Raw genomic sequence first — 17,341 nt, 5'->3', positions numbered from 1 at the left:
GTCAGCCGACGCGGACCCGGTCGAACCGGGCCCAGTCGTGCGAGTTCGGCGGTGCGGCGCGCAGGCCGCTCACCGACGGGCCGATGGCGTCGTTGGCGTCGGAGAAGGCCCACACCAGCAGCCCGGACCCGTCCCGGGCGATCTTCTGGGCCCGTGCGAGCAACGCCAGCCGGTCCTGCTCCCCACGGGTGGTGCGGGCGCGGTCCAGCAGCGCGTCGAACTCCTCCGAGGTGTACTGCGTCTGGTTGCGGGCCGCTCCGCCGCGGACCCGTTGCTGGAGGAAGTCGGAGACCGGCAGCGTGGAGGTGGTGTTGAAGGCGGCGACCCCCTTCGTCTTGATCTCGCTGAAGTACGTACTGGAGGCCCTGACGTTGGCGGTCACCTCCAGCCCGACCTCGCCCAGCTGTCGGCCCATCAGGTTCGCTGCGGCCTCCCACGCGGCGTCGACGGGGCTGGTCTCCACGGTGACGGGCAGTCCCTCCGCACCGGCTTCCCTGACCAGCCTCCGCGCCTCCCCGACGTCCCGTTCGCGGGGCGCCAGGCCCTCCGGATAGCCGCGCAGGCCCATCCCGAACAGGTCGTTCCCCGGCTCACCGTGGCCGGCCAGCGCGACCCGGACCAGTGCCTCCCGGTCGATCCCGAGCTGTACGGCCCGTACCAGCCGCGGGTCGTCGAAGGGCTTGCGGCCGGTGCGCAGCAGCAACTGCTGCGCGGTGGCACGCCGTGCGGTCAGCAGTCGCGTCGAGCCTTCCCGCTTCAGCCGTTCCACGGAGGCGCCGGCCATGTCGGCGGCGTAGTGGACCTGCCCGGACAGCAGCGCGTTGAGCCGCGCCGACTCCTCGTTCGCGGGGACGATCTCCAGCTCCGCTATGTGCGGGGCACCGTCCCAGTGGTCGGCCCATCGCCGGTAGCGGGCGGTGCCGCCGGGCGTGAACGACACATAGGTGAAGGGGCCGGAGCCGACGGGCTCGTGAAAGTCCTTCGTGCCGTCGGGGATGATCTCGGTGCCGGGGCCTGCGAAGACGGTGGGGAACTCGAAGTTGGGCGCCTTCAGTGCGAAGACGACCGACCGTTCGCCGTCTGCCCTGCTGGCGTCGAAGTCGATCGCGGAGAGCAGTACCTGCGAGGGCGAGCCGGTGCCGGGGTCGGCGGCGCGCCGGTAGCTGTGGAGGACGTCCTTCGCGGTGACCGGTTTCCCGTCGTGGAACTCCGCCTTGCGCAGACGTATTCGCCACCGGGTGCCGGAGGTGTCGCTCTCCCAGGATTCCGCGAGCCGCTCGCGGACGGACATGTCGTCCGCGTAGGTGGCCAGGGTGTCGTAGAGGGCCTTGGCGCGGGCCTGGTCGACGAAGTTCGGGGCGACGTGGGGGTCGAGGGTCTCCTGCGAGCCACCCGCCGTGAAGGCTGCGCGGAACCGGTCGCCCCCTCCCCCGTCCTTCCTGTCCGCACCACAGCCGGCGAGCAGGCCGGACGCGGCCAGCCCCAGGGCCCCGCCGGCGGCCAGCACGCTCCGTCTGCCGGGCTCAGGGCGGTTGCCGGGTTGTGGCCGGTGCCCCGGCTCCGTCCGGGCATGCATCGTCACAGTCGATCCTTTCCGGGGGTGTCCTCGCCCCTGCTGTCGGACCGGCGACGGGTCAGTCTCCTGGCTCCCGGATCGTCGCTCTCCTCCGCCTTCCCATCCGCGGCTGCGGACAGTGACATACAGAAGGACCGCTCCCCGGTCACAGTGGCGGGACCGCGCCGGACTCGCACCGGCTTCCTGATCCCCGTCGCCTCGTGGGCTCATTGTGACCCATGAGGTCGCCGGAGCGTGCCCCGGCTCTCGCCCCGGGCTCCGGAGCAACCGCGGTCAGCCGCGCAACACGTCCCGCGCCACGTCGGCATCGGTGATCAGGATGTTGACCCACCCGCCCCGCACCGCTCCTCGGATGGCCTCCACCTTGTCCTTGCCGCCCGCCACACCGATCCGGCGCTCCACGGCTCGGAGGTCGTCCGGCTCGATCGCGATGAGACGGTCGTTGAAGGGCGCGTCCACGGGCTCGCCCTCGGCGTCGAAGTAGCGGGCGCATACGTCGCCGACCGCCCCCAGCTCTCTGAGCCGCTGCTGGTCCTCGGCGGTGACGGCGTTGCCCGAGCGGCGCAGCAACGGCGACGGGTCCAGGCTGCCGATGCCCAGAACGGCCAGCGTGATGCGGGACCACGCCTGCATGACCTCCGCCATGGCCGGCTCCCGCGAGAGCAGGTCACGCAGCTCGCGGCTGCCGACCAGCGCCGCGGAAGGGGCGAAGACCGGCCGCGCCCCGGTGAGTTCCGCCAGGCGGCTCGTCAGCCGTGTGGCGTGCAACTGCACCTCCGGGCTCCCCGATCCGCCGAGGATCTGCACGACCTCATGGGCAACGGACGAGGTCTTGGCCCGCATGACCTTGACCGATTCCAGCAGGGTGGCGCTCCACGAGGACACGCCGATGACATCGCCTCCCTTGAGCGTGGCGTCCAGATAGGTGGCGGTCGCCGCGGCGAGGGCCGGAATGACGTCGGCGCCCGATCCCTCCGTCTCGACCACGACCGCGTCACGCAGGCCGTAGCGCTCGACCAGCGCATCCTCCAGCTCGGCGTGCACGCCTTCGGGTGAGACCACCACCGTACGGACCACACCCCGGTCGACCGCTTCCTTGAGGAGGCGGGAGACGCGGGGCTGGGACATATGGAGATGCGCCGCGATCTCCGGCTGCCTCACGCCGCGCTCGTGGTACATACGAGCCACCTTGACCAGCAGCCGGATGTGGTCCGGGCTGGGAGTGGACGACGCCACCGCCACCATGCCTCCAACTTCCTTGGTCCCGAGAGTCAGGCGCCGGATCGCACCGCACCGTCGCGGGCCATTCTATTCGCGGGGCGCTCGCTCGCGCCGGTGGTCATGGTGTCCCTCACCTCGCGCGTGCCCCGAGGTCGCGAGCGGCCCCGAGGCGCTGGTGCCAGCGGGCGACGGCATCGCTCCGGCGGGCGTCCTCCCAGGCGGGTGCGAAGATCCTCAGACCGCTGTCGGCACGCCGTTCCAGCTCGCCGGCCGTCCACAGGCCGGCGCCGAGACCGGCCAGATGGGCCGCTCCCATCGCGGAGAGTTCGTGATGCGGTGTACGGGCCACGGTCATGTCACTGATGTCGGCCTGCAGTCGCATGAGCTCGTCGCAGCGGCTCAGCCCGCCGTCGGCGACGACGTGGCGCAGCCCGGGCAGGACTGCGAGGACGTCATTCACCTGAAAGGCGACCGATTCCAGTGCTGCGCGAGCCAGTTGGGCGCGGCCGGTCCCCAGGCCGAACCCGGCGAGCACGGGCACGGCCCGGGCGTCCCACCAGGGTGCGCCGACGCCGCCGAAGGCCGGCACCAGGGTCGCGCCGCCGGCGTCCGCGTCGGAGGCGAGCCGGAGCACCTCCTCGGGTGTGCAGCCGAGGAGTTCGGCCAGCCAGGTGATGGTGCGCCCGGTGGAGCGGATGTTGGCCTCGTGCGCGTACGTCGTCGGTCCGGTGGACCAGGCCACTGTGGTGCACAGATCCTCCGCCGGCCGGGACGAGTCCGTGACGGCCATGACGGAGGAGCCGGTGCCGTAGGTGACCTTGACGGTTCCCCGGCGCCAGCCGGCGTGGGCGAACAGCGCGGCGTGCGAGTCACCCATCACCGCGAGCACCGGGGTGCCGTCGAGCAGCGGCGTCAGTCCGCGGATCTTCCCGAAGGGCCCGGTGGAGGGGACGATGTCGCTCAGCGCCGCCCGTGGGACGCCGAACAGCGCGAGCAGTCCGGTGTCCCAGTCGCCCGTTGCCAGGTCCATCAGCTGGGTCCGGGAGGCGTTGCCGATCTCCGTGACCGACTCCCCCGTCAGCGCGTGCAGAAGGTAGGCGTCGACGGTGCCCAGGGTCCAGGCACCGGAACCGCCGCGTACGCGGGAGGGGTCGTGCGCGTCGAGGAGCGCGGACATTTTCAGCGCGGAGAACATCGGGTCGAGCGGAAGGCCGGTGCGCCGGCGGATCTCCTCGCTCCGGCCCGCCCTGCCGAGACGGGCCGCATGCTCGACGCCGCGCTGGTCCTGCCAGCTGACGAGAGGGGCGACGGGCAGGCCCGTCGCCGTGTCCCATACGACGACCGACTCACGCTGCGTGCTCAGAGCCACCCCGGCCACGGCGCGCGGGTCACTGTCCCTGAGGCAGTCGGCGACTGCGGCGCGGACGCTGTCCAGGAGTGCGGACGCGTCCTGTTCCACCAGGCCGGGGCCCGGGTGGGACTGTGCCAGAGGTGCCTCGGCGCGGGCGGCGATGCGGCCGGCGGCGTCCACGAGCAGGGCTTTGGTGGAGCTGGTGCCCTGGTCGACGGCGAGGATGTGCGATTCCCTCAAGTGCGCCCCAGAACGTCGCGCGCGGCACCGGCGATGCCTTCGGCGCTCAGGCCGAAGTGGTCGAGCAGGAAGGACGCGCTTCCTGTCGGGGCAAAGGCCGGCACGCCGAGCATCCGCACCGGGACGGGGTGGTGCTCGGCCACCACCTTGGCGACGGCTGCTCCCAGGCCACCGGAGAGGAGTCCTTCCTCGGCGGTGACGATGGCCCCGGTCTCCCTGGCCGCGGCCACCACGGACTCCACGTCGAGCGGCTCGACGAACGTGGCGTTGAGCACGCGGGCCGAGAGTCCGTCGCGGGCGAGGAGGGCGGCGGCGTCGAGTGCCCGGGAGACCATCGTGCCCACCGCGATCAGCGTGAGGTCCGTTCCCGCGGCGAGGCAGGTCGCCCGGCCGGCCTCGAACGGGGTGCCGTCGGGCACGACGGCGGGCACCTTGAAGCGGGGCACCCGAAGGTAGGTGGGCCTGCCCGACGCTGCGGCCCAGCGCACGGCGGCACGGGTCTCGGACGGATCCGCGGGCACGATGATCTCCAGGCCCGGGACGGCCCGCATCCAGGAGAGGTCCTCGATGGAGTGGTGTGTGGGGCCCAACTCGCCGTAGGCCATGCCGGGGCTCTGGCCGCACAGCACCACATGGCGGTAGCTGTAGGCGATGTCGGCCTTGATCTGCTCCAGGGCGCGGCCCGTCAGGAAGGGCGCCGCGGCGGAGACGAAGGGGATGAAGCCGGCGTTGGCCAGTCCGGCCGACACACCGACGAGGTCCTGTTCGGCGATTCCCACGTTGATCAGCCGGGTGGGGAACTCCTCACGGAACTTCACGAGGTTGCTGGAACCCACCGAGTCGTTGCACACCGCCACGATCCGTTTGTCGGCGCGGGCCAGCACGGCGAGTTCGTCGGCGAAGTCCACCCGGCAGTCGTACACGGGGGCGACGGGCGCCTGTCCGGTCAGGGCGGTCACCGGTTCAACTCCTCCAGCGCGAGGCGGACCTGCTCGTCGGTGGGCACCTTGTGGTGCCACTCGACGCGGTCCTCCATGAACGAGACGCCCTTGCCCTTGACGGTCGCGGCGACCACCGCGACCGGGCGCCCGGTGGCCGAGGGGGCATAGGCCTCCTTGATCGCGCGGTGGTCGTGGCCGTCGATGACACGGACCTCCCAGCCGAAGCTCGACCACTTCGCGTCCAGGGGTTCCAGGGCCTTTGTGTCCTCCGTACGGGCGCCCTGCTGCAGCCGGTTGCGGTCCACCACGGCGGTCAGGTTGCCCAGTCCGTAGTGGGCGGCTGTCATGGCGGCCTCCCAGTTGCTGCCCTCCTGCATCTCTCCGTCCCCGAGGACGACCACGGTCCGCCATGTCTCGCCGCGCAGCCGGGCACCGAGCGCGCAGCCGGTGGCGACGGGGAGTCCGTGTCCGAGCGGACCGGTGCTGGTCTCCACACCGGGCACCTTGAGCCGGGCGGGGTGGCCGTTGAGCGGTGACAGCGGGGCCATGAAGTCACTCAGGCGGGTGCGCGGGAAGAAGCCGCAGGACGCCAGCGTCGAGTACAGCGCCGCGGCGCAGTGCCCCTTGCTGAGGACGAAGCGGTCGCGCTGCGGATGGCCGGGCTCGGCGGGGTGCATCCGTAACGTCCCCCACAGGGCCGTGACCAGCAGGTCGGTGACGGAGAGGTCACCACCGACGTGACCCATGCCGGCCGACTGGATCGTGGTGAGGATGTCGCGCCGGACGGCGGCGGAGATCTCCGCGAGTTCCGGAGCGGCCTCGGCAGGGGAGGCCGCACGCAGCCGGGCGTTGCGCTCCCGGTACGAGAGGGCCGCGGCGGCGTCGGGCCGCAGCGGGGCACCGGCTTCCACGGTGACGGTCACACGGACTCGCTTTCCGCGAGCGCGCGGAACAGCGCCCGCTTCGCGACGCGTTGCGCGCGGAGGGCGTCCTGCGCCGACTGGGCGGCGGCCAGTTCGTCACGGTCGAGGTAGGCAAGGGCGTGGTGGAACGCGCGCATGGTGCGGATGCCGGTACGCGCGGCCTCGACGGGATCCTCCCTGAAGGGGAACTGGTCCAGCTGCCATACGCCTTCCCAGCCCGCGTCGTGCAGGGCGAAGAAGAACTCGAAGGTCTCCAGCAGGTGCACCGAGCCGACGACCATGTCGTCGTCCCAGCCACGGAAGTTGTCGTTGACGTCGATGGCGAAGAGCTTGTCGCGGGCGATCGCCATGCGTGCGGCCTCGGCCGGGGTCTCGCCTCCGTACAGGGAGTGGCCGAAGTCGAGCAGGACGCCGACGTTGTCCACGCCCATGTCCTGGATCGCCAGCAGGGTGCGGGCGACGGAGGAGAAGACCATGCGGTTGCGGGGCTCGCGCGGCTTGTACTCGATGGCGAACCTCAGGTCGGGGAAGCCCTGCGCGAGTTCGCGCACCGCGTCCACCGACTTGCCCCACAGGTCGGTGTAGTCGGCCTGGAAGGGGTAGTCGTATCCGTCCTGCCCCGGCCAGAGCTTGACGTAGTCCACGCCCAGCTCACGGCCGACCTCGGCGGCACCCGCGACCAGGTCGACGGCCTGGCGGCGGACGGCCGGGTCGGGGTTGGTGAAGCCGCCCTTGGCGAACTTGCCGGTGTAGAACTCCGGCGTCACCGCGATGGCCCGCAGGTCCTGCTCGGCCAGGGCTTCCTTCACCTGAGCCGTGCTGATGTCCCCCGGCGGGAAGGGCCAGTTGAGGTCGAGAACGGACAGGCCGCCCACCGCACCGGCCAGCTTGATGGCGTCGAGGACGGTGCGCGGATCGCCGTATCCGTCCGTCGCGTAGCGGTCGACGTAGGTGGCGAAGTGCCAGACGCCGGCGCCGTACACCGGTTCGCCGGGACTCGACTCCTGAATGTCTATGCGAGGTTGAGTCGACATGCATCACAAGCTACGAACCGCCCTCCGGTGCGTCAACCCCCCGTGCACCCCGCCCGCACCGTTAGTATCGACCACTATTATTCAATTTTTTGAGTAAACAACTCTGGACAGAGCAGGGCACGGATGCCTAGGCTCCCCCGCATCAGCAGGTCAAAGAATCGACAACCTGGGGAGAAACCTGTGGGCACGTTCCGTGAAGCGGTGGAGGCCGGGGACCACACGGCGATCGAGAAACTGCTCTCCGACGACGTGGTGTTCACCAGCCCCGTCGCCTTCGCCCCGTACACGGGCAAGCCGATCACCGCGGCCATCCTGCGCGGCGTCTCCCGCGTGTTCGAGAACTTCCGCTACGTCCGCGAGTTCACCGGCCAGGACGGCCGCGAGCAGGCCCTCGTCTTCGAGGCCACGGTCGCCGGCCTGAACATCTCCGGCTGCGACTTCCTCCACTTCGACGACGACGGCCGCATCGACGACCTCCAGGTGATGGTCCGTCCGCTCTCGGCGGCGAAGGCCCTGTCCGAGGCCATGGGTGAGCAGTTCGACCGCATCACGGCGGAGGCAGCGGCGGGCGCGTGACCAGCGGCAGCGCGCCTCGTCCGGACCACGGCGCCGTCAGCCCTCCCGCCGCTCCGCCGCGCCCTTGATGCCCTCGAGGGTGGCGTCCATGCCCCTGCCCAGCTCCTCGAAGCGGTAGGCGATGATCGCCTCCTCACGCTCGGGAGTGCGCTCGATGTAGGCGCTCAGCCCGGAGCGGCCGGGCCCGATCGTGACCGACTGACGCAGCACGACGCCGTCCCCGTCCGGAGCGAGCGTGAAGGACCAGGTCGCCATCCGGTGTTCCGGGTCCTCGGCCGGCCTGCCGTAACGGCCGTCGATGTCCAGGACGCACCAGGCGAGGGTCCGGCCCGGCTCGAACTCGGTGAAGTGGGCGACGGTGCGCCAACTGCCGTTCACGGGGTGTTCGTTGTGTCCGACGTAGCGGGCACCCGCCGCCGGGGAGGTGGCGCCGCCCTGCCACTCCACCTCCACCAGCTCAGGGCTCCACCCGGCCATGGCCTCGACATCGGCCAGGATCTCCCAGACACGCGCCGGGTCCGCGGAGATCCGGACCTCACGGTGTGTGCTGGGCCCCTCGGCGTATCGCATGGCAACTCCTCCTGCGGAAAGGGGCGTTCGCCGTTTCCGCGAAGAAGACTCTATGATCCCCCTTCCCGGGGGTGTGGCCGCCCCCTCGCCTCTCCACGAATGAGCATCGGGACGGCCGTTCCCCCGTGGGCGTGGAGCCGCGCTCCACGCCCACGGCGTCCAGGCCGGCCACAGAGGTCCTCGCCGCATCGGCAGCGACCTCGCCGGCACGCAGCTGACCTTCTCCCCCGCCGGGCACGGACACGGGTCGCGTACCGGTTCCGGGTGCGAGGAGTGATCACCGGCTGCTGCCGGGCGGAGCCAGGGCTACTGCCGGCGGCCCGGCAGGACCGTTCCGGGTTCGGCGGAGGCGACGCCCGTCCCCTCCGTCTTCGGGTTGCGCCGCTGCCGTCTGGCCACCCAGGTGGCGAACCAGGAGAGCAGCATGCACATGCCGATGTAGATGGGCGAGATCACCATGACCACGGGGATGAACGGCAGATCGTAGTCGAGGTTCGACGCGATCAGCTTGCCCGCGTGGAGGAACTCCTCGTAGGTGATCAGATAGCCCAGCGAGGTGTCCTTGAGCGCCACCACCAGCTGGCTGATGATGGTGGGCAGCATCGCACGGATGGCCTGCGGAGCCAGGCAGTGGACGGTGACCTGGGTCTTGCGCATGCCCAGCGCGTACGCCGCCTCCCGCTGCCCCCGGTCCACGGAGTTGATCCCGGTCCGGAAGACCTCCGCGAGCACGGACCCGTTGTAGAGGGTCAGCCCGGCCACCAGTGCGGGCAGCGGCTGGACCTTGAGTGCGACGAAGATGAAGAAGATCATGACCAGCACGGGCATGGCCCGGAAGAACTCGACCAGCAGCGTCGAGATCCAGCGCACCGGTCTGTGGTCGGAGAGCCGGCCCACGGCGAGTACGGCCCCGAGCGCGAGGGAGAGGACCGCCGCGTAGGCGAAGGCCTTCAGTGTGTTGCCCAGGCCGCGCAGCAGCAGCTCCTGAATGCCCTTGTAGGTGAAGGGCGACCACTTCTCACCGGTGAACTGGTCGGTGTCGAAGAGCAGATAGAGGATCCAGCCGAACAGCGCGAGGATCACGGCCGTCGACAGGACTCCGTACAGGAAGTGCCGCTTGCGGGTGACGGGCCCCGGGATGTCGTAGAGCGCGGTGGCGGAGGCGGTTGAGTGGGTCATCGGGCGACTCCCCAGCGCTTCTCCAACACGTTGAAGACCGCACTGATGGCGAGGGTGATGATCAGGTATCCGACAGCGATCCAGACGAAGGACCACACGATGCTGTAGCCCAGTTCGTTGAGGGTCTTGTAGGTGCCCAGCAGTTCAGTGACGCTGAAGGCCCCGGCGATGGCGGAGTTCTTGGCAAGGGCGATGAGCGTCGATCCCACCGGTGGGATCACCGACCGGAAGGCCTGTGGCAGCACCACGTTGCCCAGCGTCTGGCCGAAGGACATCCCCAGGCTCCGGGCCGCTTCGCCCTGCCCCGTGGGCACGGTGTTGATGCCGGAGCGCAGCGCCTCGCAGATGAAGGCCGAGGTGTAGCAGCCGAGCGCCAGGACCGCGAAGACCTGGAAGGGCAGAACCAGGCCGAAGCGCGGCAGGCCGAGCAGCACCGCGAAGAAGAGCAGCGTCAGCGGGGTGTTGCGGAGCACCGCGACCCAGACGGTGCCGATCACCCGGAGCGAGCCGACGGGCGCGACCCGGAACGACGCCATGACGAAGCCGAGCACCAAGGCCAGGACCGAGGCGTAGACGGTGAGTTCGACGGTGCCGAGGAAACCCTTGCCGTAGAGCGACCAGTTGTCTGTCAGTACGTCCATGATGTTGGCCGGCCCCTCAGTTCGACGGGTAGCGGTCGATGGGCGGCGGTTTCGGCGCGGGTACCCCGGACAGGCCCAGAGTCGCCTCGAACGCCTTCTTCCAGTTGCCGTTCTTCTCGTTGGCCTCCAGCGCGTCGTTGAGCGCGGCGCGCAGCGCGTTGTCGGCGCGCGGGACGCCGATGCCGTACGGCTCCTCGGAGAAGGGCTTGCCGACGACCTTCATCTCGTCCGGTGCCTTCGCCGCGAAGCCCAGCAGGATGGCGTCGTCCGTGGTGACGGCGTCGACCTGGAAGGTCAGCAGGTTGTCGACACAGATCGAGTAGGTGTCGTAGGCGACGAGTTTCGCCTTGGGGTAGTCGGCGGCGATGCGCTGGTACGGGGTGGACCCGGCCGCCGAGCAGACGGTCTTGCCCGCCAGGTCCTGCGGCCCGTGGATGTCGTCCTCGTCCGTGCGCACCAGCAGCCCCTGTCCTGCCATGTAGTACGGCCCGGCGAATCCGACGAGCTTCTTGCGCATGTCGTTGATCGTGTAGGTGCCGACGTAGTAGTCGATCTGCCCGTTCTGGAGTGCCGTCTCCCTGTTGGCGGAGGCGATGGTCCGGAAGCGGATCGTGTCCGGGTCGAAGCCGAGGGAGGCCGCCATCATGCGGGCGATCTCGATGTCGAAGCCCGAGTAGATCCCGGCCGCCGGGTCCTTCTCACCGAGGTAGGGCTGGTCCTCCTTGGCGCCGACCACGAGATATCCACGCTTCTTGGCCTTCTTCCAGGTCTTCGATCCGGGCAGCTGGAAACCGGCGTCGACCTTGTACTGCGGCAGTGCCTCCGCCTTCGGCCCCTTGACCGGCGGGCTGCCCTCCCTGCCGCAGCCCGCGGAGAGCGCGACGATCAGAAGGCAGGCCAGCACGGCCGCGATGTTCCTCGTACGCAACACGGTGCCCCCTGTCAGTGCTTGAGGATCTTGGACAGGAAGTCCTTGGCGCGGTCGCTCTCCGGGGAGGTGAAGAAGTCCTCCGGCGTGCGGTCCTCGATGATGCGTCCGTCGGACATGAAGACCACGCGGTTGGCGGCGGACCGGGCGAAGCCCATCTCGTGGGTGACGACCACCATGGTCATGCCCTCGCGGGCGAGCTGCTGCATGACCTCCAGGACCTCGTTGATCATCTCCGGGTCCAGCGCGGAGGTGGGCTCGTCGAAGAGAAGAGCCTTCGGGTCCATGGCGAGGGCGCGGGCGATGGCGACGCGCTGCTGCTGGCCGCCTGAGAGCTGGGCGGGAAACTTGTCCGCCTGCGAGGCCAGCCCGACCCGCTCCAGAAGTTCCCGGGAGCGCTGGTCGGCCTCGTCCTTCTTACGCTTCCGGACCTTGAGCTGGGCGAGCGAGACGTTCGCCAGCACGGTCTTGTGCGCGAACAGGTTGAACGACTGGAAGACCATGCCCACTTCGGCCCGGAGCTCCGCGAGCCCCTTCCCCTCCGCGGGGAGCGGCTTCCCGTCGATGGCGATGTGGCCGGACTCGATCGTCTCAAGCCGGTTGATGGTCCGGCAGAGCGTGGATTTACCCGATCCGGAGGGGCCGATGACCACCACCACCTCCCCTCGGCCGACGGTGAGATTGATGTCCTGCAGTACGTGCAACTTCCCGAAGTACTTGTTGACGTCCCGCAGCTCGATCAAAGGATCGACGGCCATACGCTGCCCTACCCACTTATCGCTTGTGTCGAGGTCAGCGCAAACTATCCGGGGTGGACGCGCACTTCGGGGCCGACACGCACCGGTGGGGCATAAGGCTGTTTATCGCGTTTTGACCTCCGGGCCGCTCTCCGATGTCTCCGCGTACATCTCGGAGAGCTCGGGGCTGCCGGACATCGCCCAGTCCAGACCCGCGGCGACCACATCGATCTCGCGGCCGGAGCTCAGCCTCACCACGGGCTTCCCGCCCGCCAGGATGTCCCAGGCGGCCCCGGGGACCGTACGCACCAGCACGGTGCCGAGGTAGAGGCCGGCGTCGTTGCCCACCCAGGGCAGCTCCTCCGGGTCGTCCCGCCAGATGGGCGGCAACTGGTCGAGCGCGGACAACGAGGCGGGGCTGTCATCGAGTTCGAGGCCGCACTGCCCTGCTCGGGCGCGCAGCAGCTCGCATTCCGCGAACAGCTCGGCCACGCCGTCCGGATCGGTCTCGACGGCGGCAGCGAGAGCCGCCTCCCGCGTACCGCCTTGGCGCTTCCGCCAGTTGTCCAGGAAAGGGATGTTCATACCACCAGGGTCCCACCCCGGACAGCCTCCGCACCGCAGGGCGCGCGACTGTACCGGTTCCGGTACCCACCCCGTACATGATCCGGCCACCTCCTTAAGGTACGGGGATGACGTCGCAGAACTATCTCTCCGAACTCTTCTCCCTGGAAGGCCGGGTCGCCGTGGTGACCGGCGGCAGCTCCGGCATCGGCCGGGCCATCACGGGGGCGCTCGCGCACGCCGGTGCGAGCGTCGTGGTGGTGGCACGCAGGGAGGCGGAACTGAGGCGGACCGTCGGCGAACTCGACGCCGACGGCTGCCGGGCGGCCTGGGTGAGCGCCGACCTCGGGTCCGCCGACGGAGTGCGTACGGCCGGTGAGGGCGCGGCGGCCGCGTTCGGTGAGCCCGACATCCTCGTCAACTGCGCGGGCGTCAACCTGCGGCCGCCGATGAGCGAGCTCGACGAGGACGTCTGGGACACCACGATGACGGTGAACCTCAAGGCGCCCTACCTGCTGGGCCACCGGTTCGGCCCCGGTATGGCGGAGCGCGGCTTCGGCCGGATCATCCACATCACGTCCCAGCAGGCACACCGGGCGTTCGTGCACAGCGGCGCGTACGGAGTCTCCAAGGGTGCGCTGGAGTCACTGGCCCGCTCACAGGCCGAGGCCTGGTCGCCGTACGGAGTCACCTGCAACACGCTGGTGCCCGGGTTCGTCATGACGCCGCTCAACGAGCGGCTGTCGTCCGACCCGGAGCGGGTGGAGGCGCTGGCCGCTCGCACGATGGTGGGACGCAACGGGCTGGCCGAGGACTTCGCGGGCGCCGCGGTGTTCCTGGCGAGCGCGGCCTCCTCCTATGTCACCGGACAGTCACTGTTCGTCGACGGCGGTTTCTCGGTCCACTGAGGCGGCCCTGACGCGGGATGCCGCCCCGGCGAAGGGCGGCATCCACTGCGCGCAGCGCCCGGGACCGAACGCTGGACGGTCACTTCAGCTCCGGTCACCCGGAGTTGGCTCCTCTGTTTCGGCGGCGACCGCCGCGGCGACGTCGGACGATGCCACGTCCTTGTCGACCCCCAGCCCCGTGAGCACGCCCGCGCCCCCCTCGAACTCCAGCAGCGCCAGCACGATGTGCCCGGTCCCGATGAAGTCGTGGCCGAGGCGCAGCGCCTCCCGGAAGGTGAGTTCCAGGACCTTGCGGGCCCCGGCGTCGTACGGGATCAGCTCGGGGACCTCGTCGGCCGCGGCCGGCAGGACGAGTGACGCCGCTTCCCGGACCGCCTCCAGCGGGACGCCCTGCCCGGCGATCACCTGAGCGCCGAGGGAGTCCGGCTCGACCAGGAGGCCGAGGATCAGGTGCTCCACCCCCACCTGGTCGTTGCGGGCGGCGTGGGCCTCGTTGTTCGCACCCATGACGGCGTTCCTGGCCTGCTGGTCGAACTGGCCGAAGCCCTGGCTCGGATCAAGCTCCGAGGCCTCGCCGGGCTTCTTGGGGACGAACCTCTTCTGGGCTGCCTGCCGGGTGACCCCCATGCTCCGGCCGATGTCCGTCCATGAGGCGCCGGAGCGGCGCGCCTGGTCCACGAAGTGGCCGATGAGGTGGTCGGCGATCTCGCCCAGGTGATCCGCGGCGACCACGGCCCCGGAGAGCTGTTCCAGCGTGTCGGTATGGGTCTCCTTGATCGCGTCGATCAGCTCGTCGAGGCGGATCGGCGGATTGGCGCGCAGCGGCTTCGTCATGAGGCAACCCTAGGTTGACACCTCACGCATGTCAACCCAAGGTTGACGCCTGGAAGCGGCGCCCCCCTCGCCGGAGCCTGAGCCTCAGACGTCGAGGTCCACTACCACCGGGGCGTGGTCGGAGGCGCCCTTCCCCTTGCGCTCCTCGCGGTCGACATAGCTGTCCTTGACCGCCGACGCGAAGGGGGCGTTGCCGTAGACGAGGTCGATGCGCATGCCCTTGTTCTTCGGGAAGCCGAGCTGACGGTAGTCCCAGTAGGTGTACGGGTGGTCGTACTTCAGGGGGCGCGGCACCACGTCGGAGAGCCCCTCCTCGCGCAGTGCGGCGAGCGCCGCCCGCTCGGCGGGGGTGACGTGTGTGGCGTCCACGAAGAGCGCCGGATCCCAGACGTCGTCGTCCGTCGGGGCGATGTTGTAGTCACCGAGGACCGCGAACGGCAGCGCCCCCGCCGCGTCCGCCGCGACGGCCTTCCGCAGGGCCTCCAGCCAGCGCAGCTTGTAGGCGTAGTGGTCGTGGGCGACCTCGCGGCCGTTGGGGACGTAGACGGACCAGACGCGGGCGGGGCCACAGGTCGCCGAGACCGCTCTCGGTTCCTGCACGCCCTCGTAGTCCGGGCCGTCGGGAAGGCCCGTCACGACGTCCGCGAGGCCGACGCGCGAGAGCAGCGCGACGCCGTTCCACCTGCCTGTGGCGTTGACCGCGGACTCGTAACCCGCCTCGCGCAGCGCTTCGGCGGGGAACTGCTCCAGCGTGCATTTGGTCTCCTGGAGACAGAGCACGTCGGTGCCGCTGCTCTCCAGCCAGGCCAGCAGCCTCGGGAGCCGGGCGGTGATCGAATTGACGTTCCACGTGGCGATGCGCATGCAGCAAACCTAACCGCTGCCACTGACAGCCGGGTCAGAGAAGGGTCGCGTCGCCCGGGGTCAGCCGGCCGTGGTCCGCCCCTCCCAGGGCGCCGATCTGCATGTCGTAGATCGGCCGGGCGAGGTCGGTGAGCAGGGCGTCGTGGATGTCGATCGCCCGGCGCGGCTTGACCTCGCGCACGTAGTCGATGACCTCCGAGATCTTGCTCCAGGGAGCCATGACCGGCAGCATCAGCGTGTCCACCTGGTGGTCGGGCACCGTGAAGGCGTCACCCGGGTGGAAAACCGAACCGTCCACGAGGAAACCGATGTTGGTGATCCTCGGGATGTCCGGGTGGATCACCGCGTGCAGCTCTCCGTGCACCTGTACGTCGAGCCCCGCCGCGGTGAACGTGTCGCCGTGACCGACCGTGTGCACGCGCCCCGGGAACGCGGCTGACACCTGCTCCGCCACACTGCGCAGGGTCCACACCTGCGCGGCGGGGTTGGACTCCAACGCCGCGCGCAGCCGCTCCTCGTTGAAGTGGTCCGGGTGTTCGTGCGTCACCAGGATCGCGTCGGCACCCAGAGCCGCGTCGTCCTCGGCGAACCCGCCGGGGTCGATGACGAGCGTCCGGCCGTTCCGCTCCAGGCGGACGCAGGAGTGGATCTTCTTGGTAAGGGTGAGAGACGAATCGTTCATGCCACCATCCTGCTACGCGGGCGGGGTGGTTTCCTCCTGGATCACGGATTGCGCGATCTCGAACGCCGCGCCTGCCGCCGGGATGCCGCAGTAGACGGCCGTCTGGAGCAGCACCTCCTTGATCTCGACGGGTGTGAGCCCGTTGCGCAGAGCAGCCCTGACGTGCTGCGCGAGCCCGCCCAGGTGTCCGGACGCGACGACAGCGGTGAGGGACACACAGCTACGGGCCTTGCGGTCGAGGCCCTCCCTGCTCCAGATCTCGCCCCAGGCGTAGCGGGTGAGGAGCTCCTGGAAGTCCTCGGTGAAGTCGTCGGAGGCGGCCTTCGCGGCGTCCACGTGGGCATCGCCCAGAACCTCGCGCCGGACCTTCATCCCCCGTTCGAACCGGTCGCTGCGGCCCGTGGGGGAAGCATCGGGCAGGACGGTCGCGGCGGTGATCTCCGCCATGGGTACGACCGGGGCGAACGGGGCGGCGAAACCCGGTGACGGCGGGACGGGGATCGAGGCCTGGGTGTCCTGCCAGGCGGTCGAGAAATGCATGAGCAGCAGATCGGTGACGGCCGCCGGCTGCTCGACCGGGGCCAGGTGGGAGGCGCCGGGGACGAGGGCGAGCCGGGCGTCCGGGATGCCGGCGACCAGGGTCCGGGCCTCGGCGGGGCCGGTGACCTTGTCCTCCGCGCCGACCAGGACGAGCGTCGGCACTCCGATACGGGGAAGCTCCGTACGGATGTCGAAGGCGGCCAGGGCCTCGCAGGAGGCGATGTAACAGCCGGGGTCGGTGGTACGGACCATCTGTACCGCCCACTCGACGATGGCGGGCTGTGCGGCGGCGAAGCCGGGGGTGAACCAGCGCTCCGGGGAGGTGCGGGCGATCGGCTCCAGGCCGTTGCTGCGGACGATCACCCCGCGCTGCCGGAATTCGTCGGCGGTGCCGAAGCGCGGTGACGCGGCGACCAGCGCCAGGGCGGCGACCCGGTGGGGGTGGCGCAGCGCCAGGTCGGCACCGACGGCGCCGCCGATGGAGCAGCCGGCGTATCCGAAGCGCTGGACGCCCACGCTGTCCAGTGTGGCGAGGAGGCGGTCGGCGAGGTCGGTGACCGCTGCGGCGGGGTGCGCGGGGGCCCCGCCGTGCCCCGGCAGGTCGTAGCGGAAGATCCTCCAGTGCTTGGAGAGCTCGGGTATCTGCCGGTCCCACATGTGCCATGTGGTACCGAGTGAGGGTCCCAGCACCAGCACGGGTGCGTCCTCTGGCCCATCCACCTGGAACTTCATCGTCTTGTTGTCCATCTCGCTCACGCTCACACGCTCCCACGTCTCACAGCCATCTCACACACCGCCCTCCTGAGCACTGTGCAGACCGCCCCATGTCGTAGCGGCTCCACGAAGATCCTCTACGTCTGGCTTCACGTACCAGCGCTTGGTGGTCTTCACGTCGGTGTGCCCAGCCCATCGTGCCAGGAGGTGATCCGGCACCCCGTTGTTGGCCAGGCAGGTAAAGCACGAGGCACGCGCGTCGCAGTGAACCGCCCCGGGTTTGCTGCAATGCCACGTAGCCAGGGCTCGCAGATCTCC

Annotated in this window: 18 protein-coding genes and 1 riboswitch; of the genes, 2 read left to right on the top strand and 16 right to left on the bottom strand. The window is 70.0% G+C overall.

All coding sequences use genetic code 11. The features are described 5' to 3' along the window. Position 1: 1 nt before the first annotated feature. From ACIREO_RS22025 to ACIREO_RS22000, 6 genes are all read right to left on the bottom strand, one after another. Positions 2–1,576 (bottom strand): ABC transporter substrate-binding protein, encoded by a 1,575-nt coding sequence (locus ACIREO_RS22025; RefSeq protein ID WP_404112902.1) that lies wholly within the window; start codon positions 1,574–1,576, stop codon positions 2–4. A gap of 59 nt (positions 1,577–1,635) precedes the next feature. Beyond that, positions 1,636–1,764, bottom strand: a riboswitch (cobalamin riboswitch). A gap of 85 nt (positions 1,765–1,849) precedes the next feature. Beyond that, positions 1,850–2,821, bottom strand: coding sequence for a sugar-binding transcriptional regulator (locus ACIREO_RS22020; protein ID WP_404112821.1), 972 nt, complete (start codon positions 2,819–2,821; stop codon positions 1,850–1,852). 106 nt (positions 2,822–2,927) lie between these two features. Then, positions 2,928–4,388 (bottom strand): FGGY family carbohydrate kinase, encoded by a 1,461-nt coding sequence (locus ACIREO_RS22015; RefSeq protein ID WP_404112818.1) that lies wholly within the window; start codon positions 4,386–4,388, stop codon positions 2,928–2,930. Continuing rightward, positions 4,385–5,347: a transketolase family protein gene (locus ACIREO_RS22010; protein WP_404112815.1), complete on the bottom strand. Its 963-nt coding sequence runs from the start codon at positions 5,345–5,347 to the stop codon at positions 4,385–4,387. Before ACIREO_RS22010 ends, ACIREO_RS22015 begins: the two co-directional genes overlap by 4 nt. Beyond that, positions 5,344–6,252 (bottom strand): transketolase, encoded by a 909-nt coding sequence (locus ACIREO_RS22005; protein ID WP_404112812.1) that lies wholly within the window; start codon positions 6,250–6,252, stop codon positions 5,344–5,346. Before ACIREO_RS22005 ends, ACIREO_RS22010 begins: the two co-directional genes overlap by 4 nt. Further along, entirely contained in the window at positions 6,249–7,286 is a 1,038-nt protein-coding gene (locus ACIREO_RS22000; RefSeq protein ID WP_404112809.1) for a TIM barrel protein, read from the bottom strand. Before ACIREO_RS22000 ends, ACIREO_RS22005 begins: the two co-directional genes overlap by 4 nt. Before the next feature lie 180 nt (positions 7,287–7,466). Between ACIREO_RS22000 and ACIREO_RS21995 the strand changes: the two genes are divergently transcribed. Then, positions 7,467–7,862, top strand: coding sequence for a nuclear transport factor 2 family protein (locus tag ACIREO_RS21995; protein WP_404112806.1), 396 nt, complete (start codon positions 7,467–7,469; stop codon positions 7,860–7,862). Between the two features lie 36 nt (positions 7,863–7,898). Here the strand turns inward: ACIREO_RS21995 and ACIREO_RS21990 are convergent, their stop codons facing one another. The 6 genes from ACIREO_RS21990 to ACIREO_RS21965 all read right to left on the bottom strand — a co-directional run bounded on the left by ACIREO_RS21990 (position 7,899) and on the right by ACIREO_RS21965 (position 12,502). Continuing rightward, entirely contained in the window at positions 7,899–8,432 is a 534-nt protein-coding gene (locus ACIREO_RS21990; RefSeq protein ID WP_404112804.1) for an SRPBCC family protein, read from the bottom strand. 306 nt (positions 8,433–8,738) lie between these two features. Further along, the gene (locus ACIREO_RS21985) at positions 8,739–9,611 is read right to left on the bottom strand and encodes an amino acid ABC transporter permease (protein ID WP_404112801.1); all 873 of its coding nucleotides are present in this window, start codon (positions 9,609–9,611) and stop codon (positions 8,739–8,741) included. Continuing rightward, positions 9,608–10,252, bottom strand: coding sequence for an amino acid ABC transporter permease (locus tag ACIREO_RS21980; protein ID WP_404112799.1), 645 nt, complete (start codon positions 10,250–10,252; stop codon positions 9,608–9,610). Before ACIREO_RS21980 ends, ACIREO_RS21985 begins: the two co-directional genes overlap by 4 nt. 16 nt (positions 10,253–10,268) lie before the next feature. Next, a complete protein-coding gene (locus tag ACIREO_RS21975; RefSeq protein ID WP_404112796.1) occupies positions 10,269–11,183 on the bottom strand; it encodes a glutamate ABC transporter substrate-binding protein in 915 nt (304 codons plus the stop codon). An 11-nt stretch (positions 11,184–11,194) separates the two neighbouring features. After that, positions 11,195–11,938 carry an amino acid ABC transporter ATP-binding protein gene (locus tag ACIREO_RS21970; RefSeq protein ID WP_404112793.1) on the bottom strand — a complete coding sequence of 248 codons (744 nt, stop codon included), beginning with the start codon at positions 11,936–11,938 and terminating at the stop codon, positions 11,195–11,197. Positions 11,939–12,040: 102 nt separating this feature from the next. Then, positions 12,041–12,502 (bottom strand): DUF6278 family protein, encoded by a 462-nt coding sequence (locus ACIREO_RS21965; protein ID WP_404112791.1) that lies wholly within the window; start codon positions 12,500–12,502, stop codon positions 12,041–12,043. Between the two features lie 107 nt (positions 12,503–12,609). Here ACIREO_RS21965 and ACIREO_RS21960 point away from each other — a divergent pair, with 107 nt between their 5' ends. Continuing rightward, a complete protein-coding gene (locus tag ACIREO_RS21960) occupies positions 12,610–13,389 on the top strand; it encodes an SDR family NAD(P)-dependent oxidoreductase (protein WP_404112788.1) in 780 nt (259 codons plus the stop codon). Between the two features lie 84 nt (positions 13,390–13,473). Here the strand turns inward: ACIREO_RS21960 and ACIREO_RS21955 are convergent, their stop codons facing one another. The 4 genes from ACIREO_RS21955 to ACIREO_RS21940 form a co-directional block, all read right to left on the bottom strand. Continuing rightward, positions 13,474–14,223, bottom strand: coding sequence for a Clp protease N-terminal domain-containing protein (locus ACIREO_RS21955; protein WP_404112785.1), 750 nt, complete (start codon positions 14,221–14,223; stop codon positions 13,474–13,476). A gap of 84 nt (positions 14,224–14,307) precedes the next feature. Next, positions 14,308–15,087, bottom strand: coding sequence for an exodeoxyribonuclease III (locus ACIREO_RS21950; RefSeq protein WP_404112782.1), 780 nt, complete (start codon positions 15,085–15,087; stop codon positions 14,308–14,310). Positions 15,088–15,121: 34 nt separating this feature from the next. Then, entirely contained in the window at positions 15,122–15,769 is a 648-nt protein-coding gene (locus tag ACIREO_RS21945) for an MBL fold metallo-hydrolase (protein WP_404112779.1), read from the bottom strand. Between the two features lie 12 nt (positions 15,770–15,781). Next, entirely contained in the window at positions 15,782–17,056 is a 1,275-nt protein-coding gene (locus ACIREO_RS21940; RefSeq protein ID WP_404112900.1) for an alpha/beta fold hydrolase, read from the bottom strand. Between the last annotated feature and the right edge of the window lie 285 nt (positions 17,057–17,341).

Origin of the sequence: Streptomyces sp. NPDC102441, from assembly GCF_044765585.1 — a bacterium.
Taxonomy (GTDB): domain Bacteria; phylum Actinomycetota; class Actinomycetes; order Streptomycetales; family Streptomycetaceae; genus Streptomyces.
The sequence above is the reverse complement of the archived record's forward strand: the minus strand, read 5'-3'. Positions and strand labels throughout refer to the sequence as shown.

Excerpts from the sequence above, each read along its gene's own strand:
- ACIREO_RS22025 (WP_404112902.1), bottom strand. The coding sequence starts at position 1,576 with ATGCATGCCCGGACGGAGCCGGGGCACCGGCCACAACCCGGCAACCGC.
- ACIREO_RS22020 (WP_404112821.1), bottom strand. The coding sequence starts at position 2,821 with ATGGTGGCGGTGGCGTCGTCCACTCCCAGCCCGGACCACATCCGGCTG.
- ACIREO_RS22000 (WP_404112809.1), bottom strand. The coding sequence starts at position 7,286 with ATGTCGACTCAACCTCGCATAGACATTCAGGAGTCGAGTCCCGGCGAA.
- ACIREO_RS21990 (WP_404112804.1), bottom strand. The coding sequence starts at position 8,432 with ATGCGATACGCCGAGGGGCCCAGCACACACCGTGAGGTCCGGATCTCC.
- ACIREO_RS21985 (WP_404112801.1), bottom strand. The coding sequence starts at position 9,611 with ATGACCCACTCAACCGCCTCCGCCACCGCGCTCTACGACATCCCGGGG.
- ACIREO_RS21980 (WP_404112799.1), bottom strand. The coding sequence starts at position 10,252 with ATGGACGTACTGACAGACAACTGGTCGCTCTACGGCAAGGGTTTCCTC.
- ACIREO_RS21970 (WP_404112793.1), bottom strand. The coding sequence starts at position 11,938 with ATGGCCGTCGATCCTTTGATCGAGCTGCGGGACGTCAACAAGTACTTC.
- ACIREO_RS21965 (WP_404112791.1), bottom strand. The coding sequence starts at position 12,502 with ATGAACATCCCTTTCCTGGACAACTGGCGGAAGCGCCAAGGCGGTACG.
- ACIREO_RS21960 (WP_404112788.1), top strand. The coding sequence starts at position 12,610 with ATGACGTCGCAGAACTATCTCTCCGAACTCTTCTCCCTGGAAGGCCGG.
- ACIREO_RS21955 (WP_404112785.1), bottom strand. The coding sequence starts at position 14,223 with ATGACGAAGCCGCTGCGCGCCAATCCGCCGATCCGCCTCGACGAGCTG.
- ACIREO_RS21950 (WP_404112782.1), bottom strand. The coding sequence starts at position 15,087 with ATGCGCATCGCCACGTGGAACGTCAATTCGATCACCGCCCGGCTCCCG.
- ACIREO_RS21945 (WP_404112779.1), bottom strand. The coding sequence starts at position 15,769 with ATGAACGATTCGTCTCTCACCCTTACCAAGAAGATCCACTCCTGCGTC.
- ACIREO_RS21940 (WP_404112900.1), bottom strand. The coding sequence starts at position 17,056 with ATGGACAACAAGACGATGAAGTTCCAGGTGGATGGGCCAGAGGACGCA.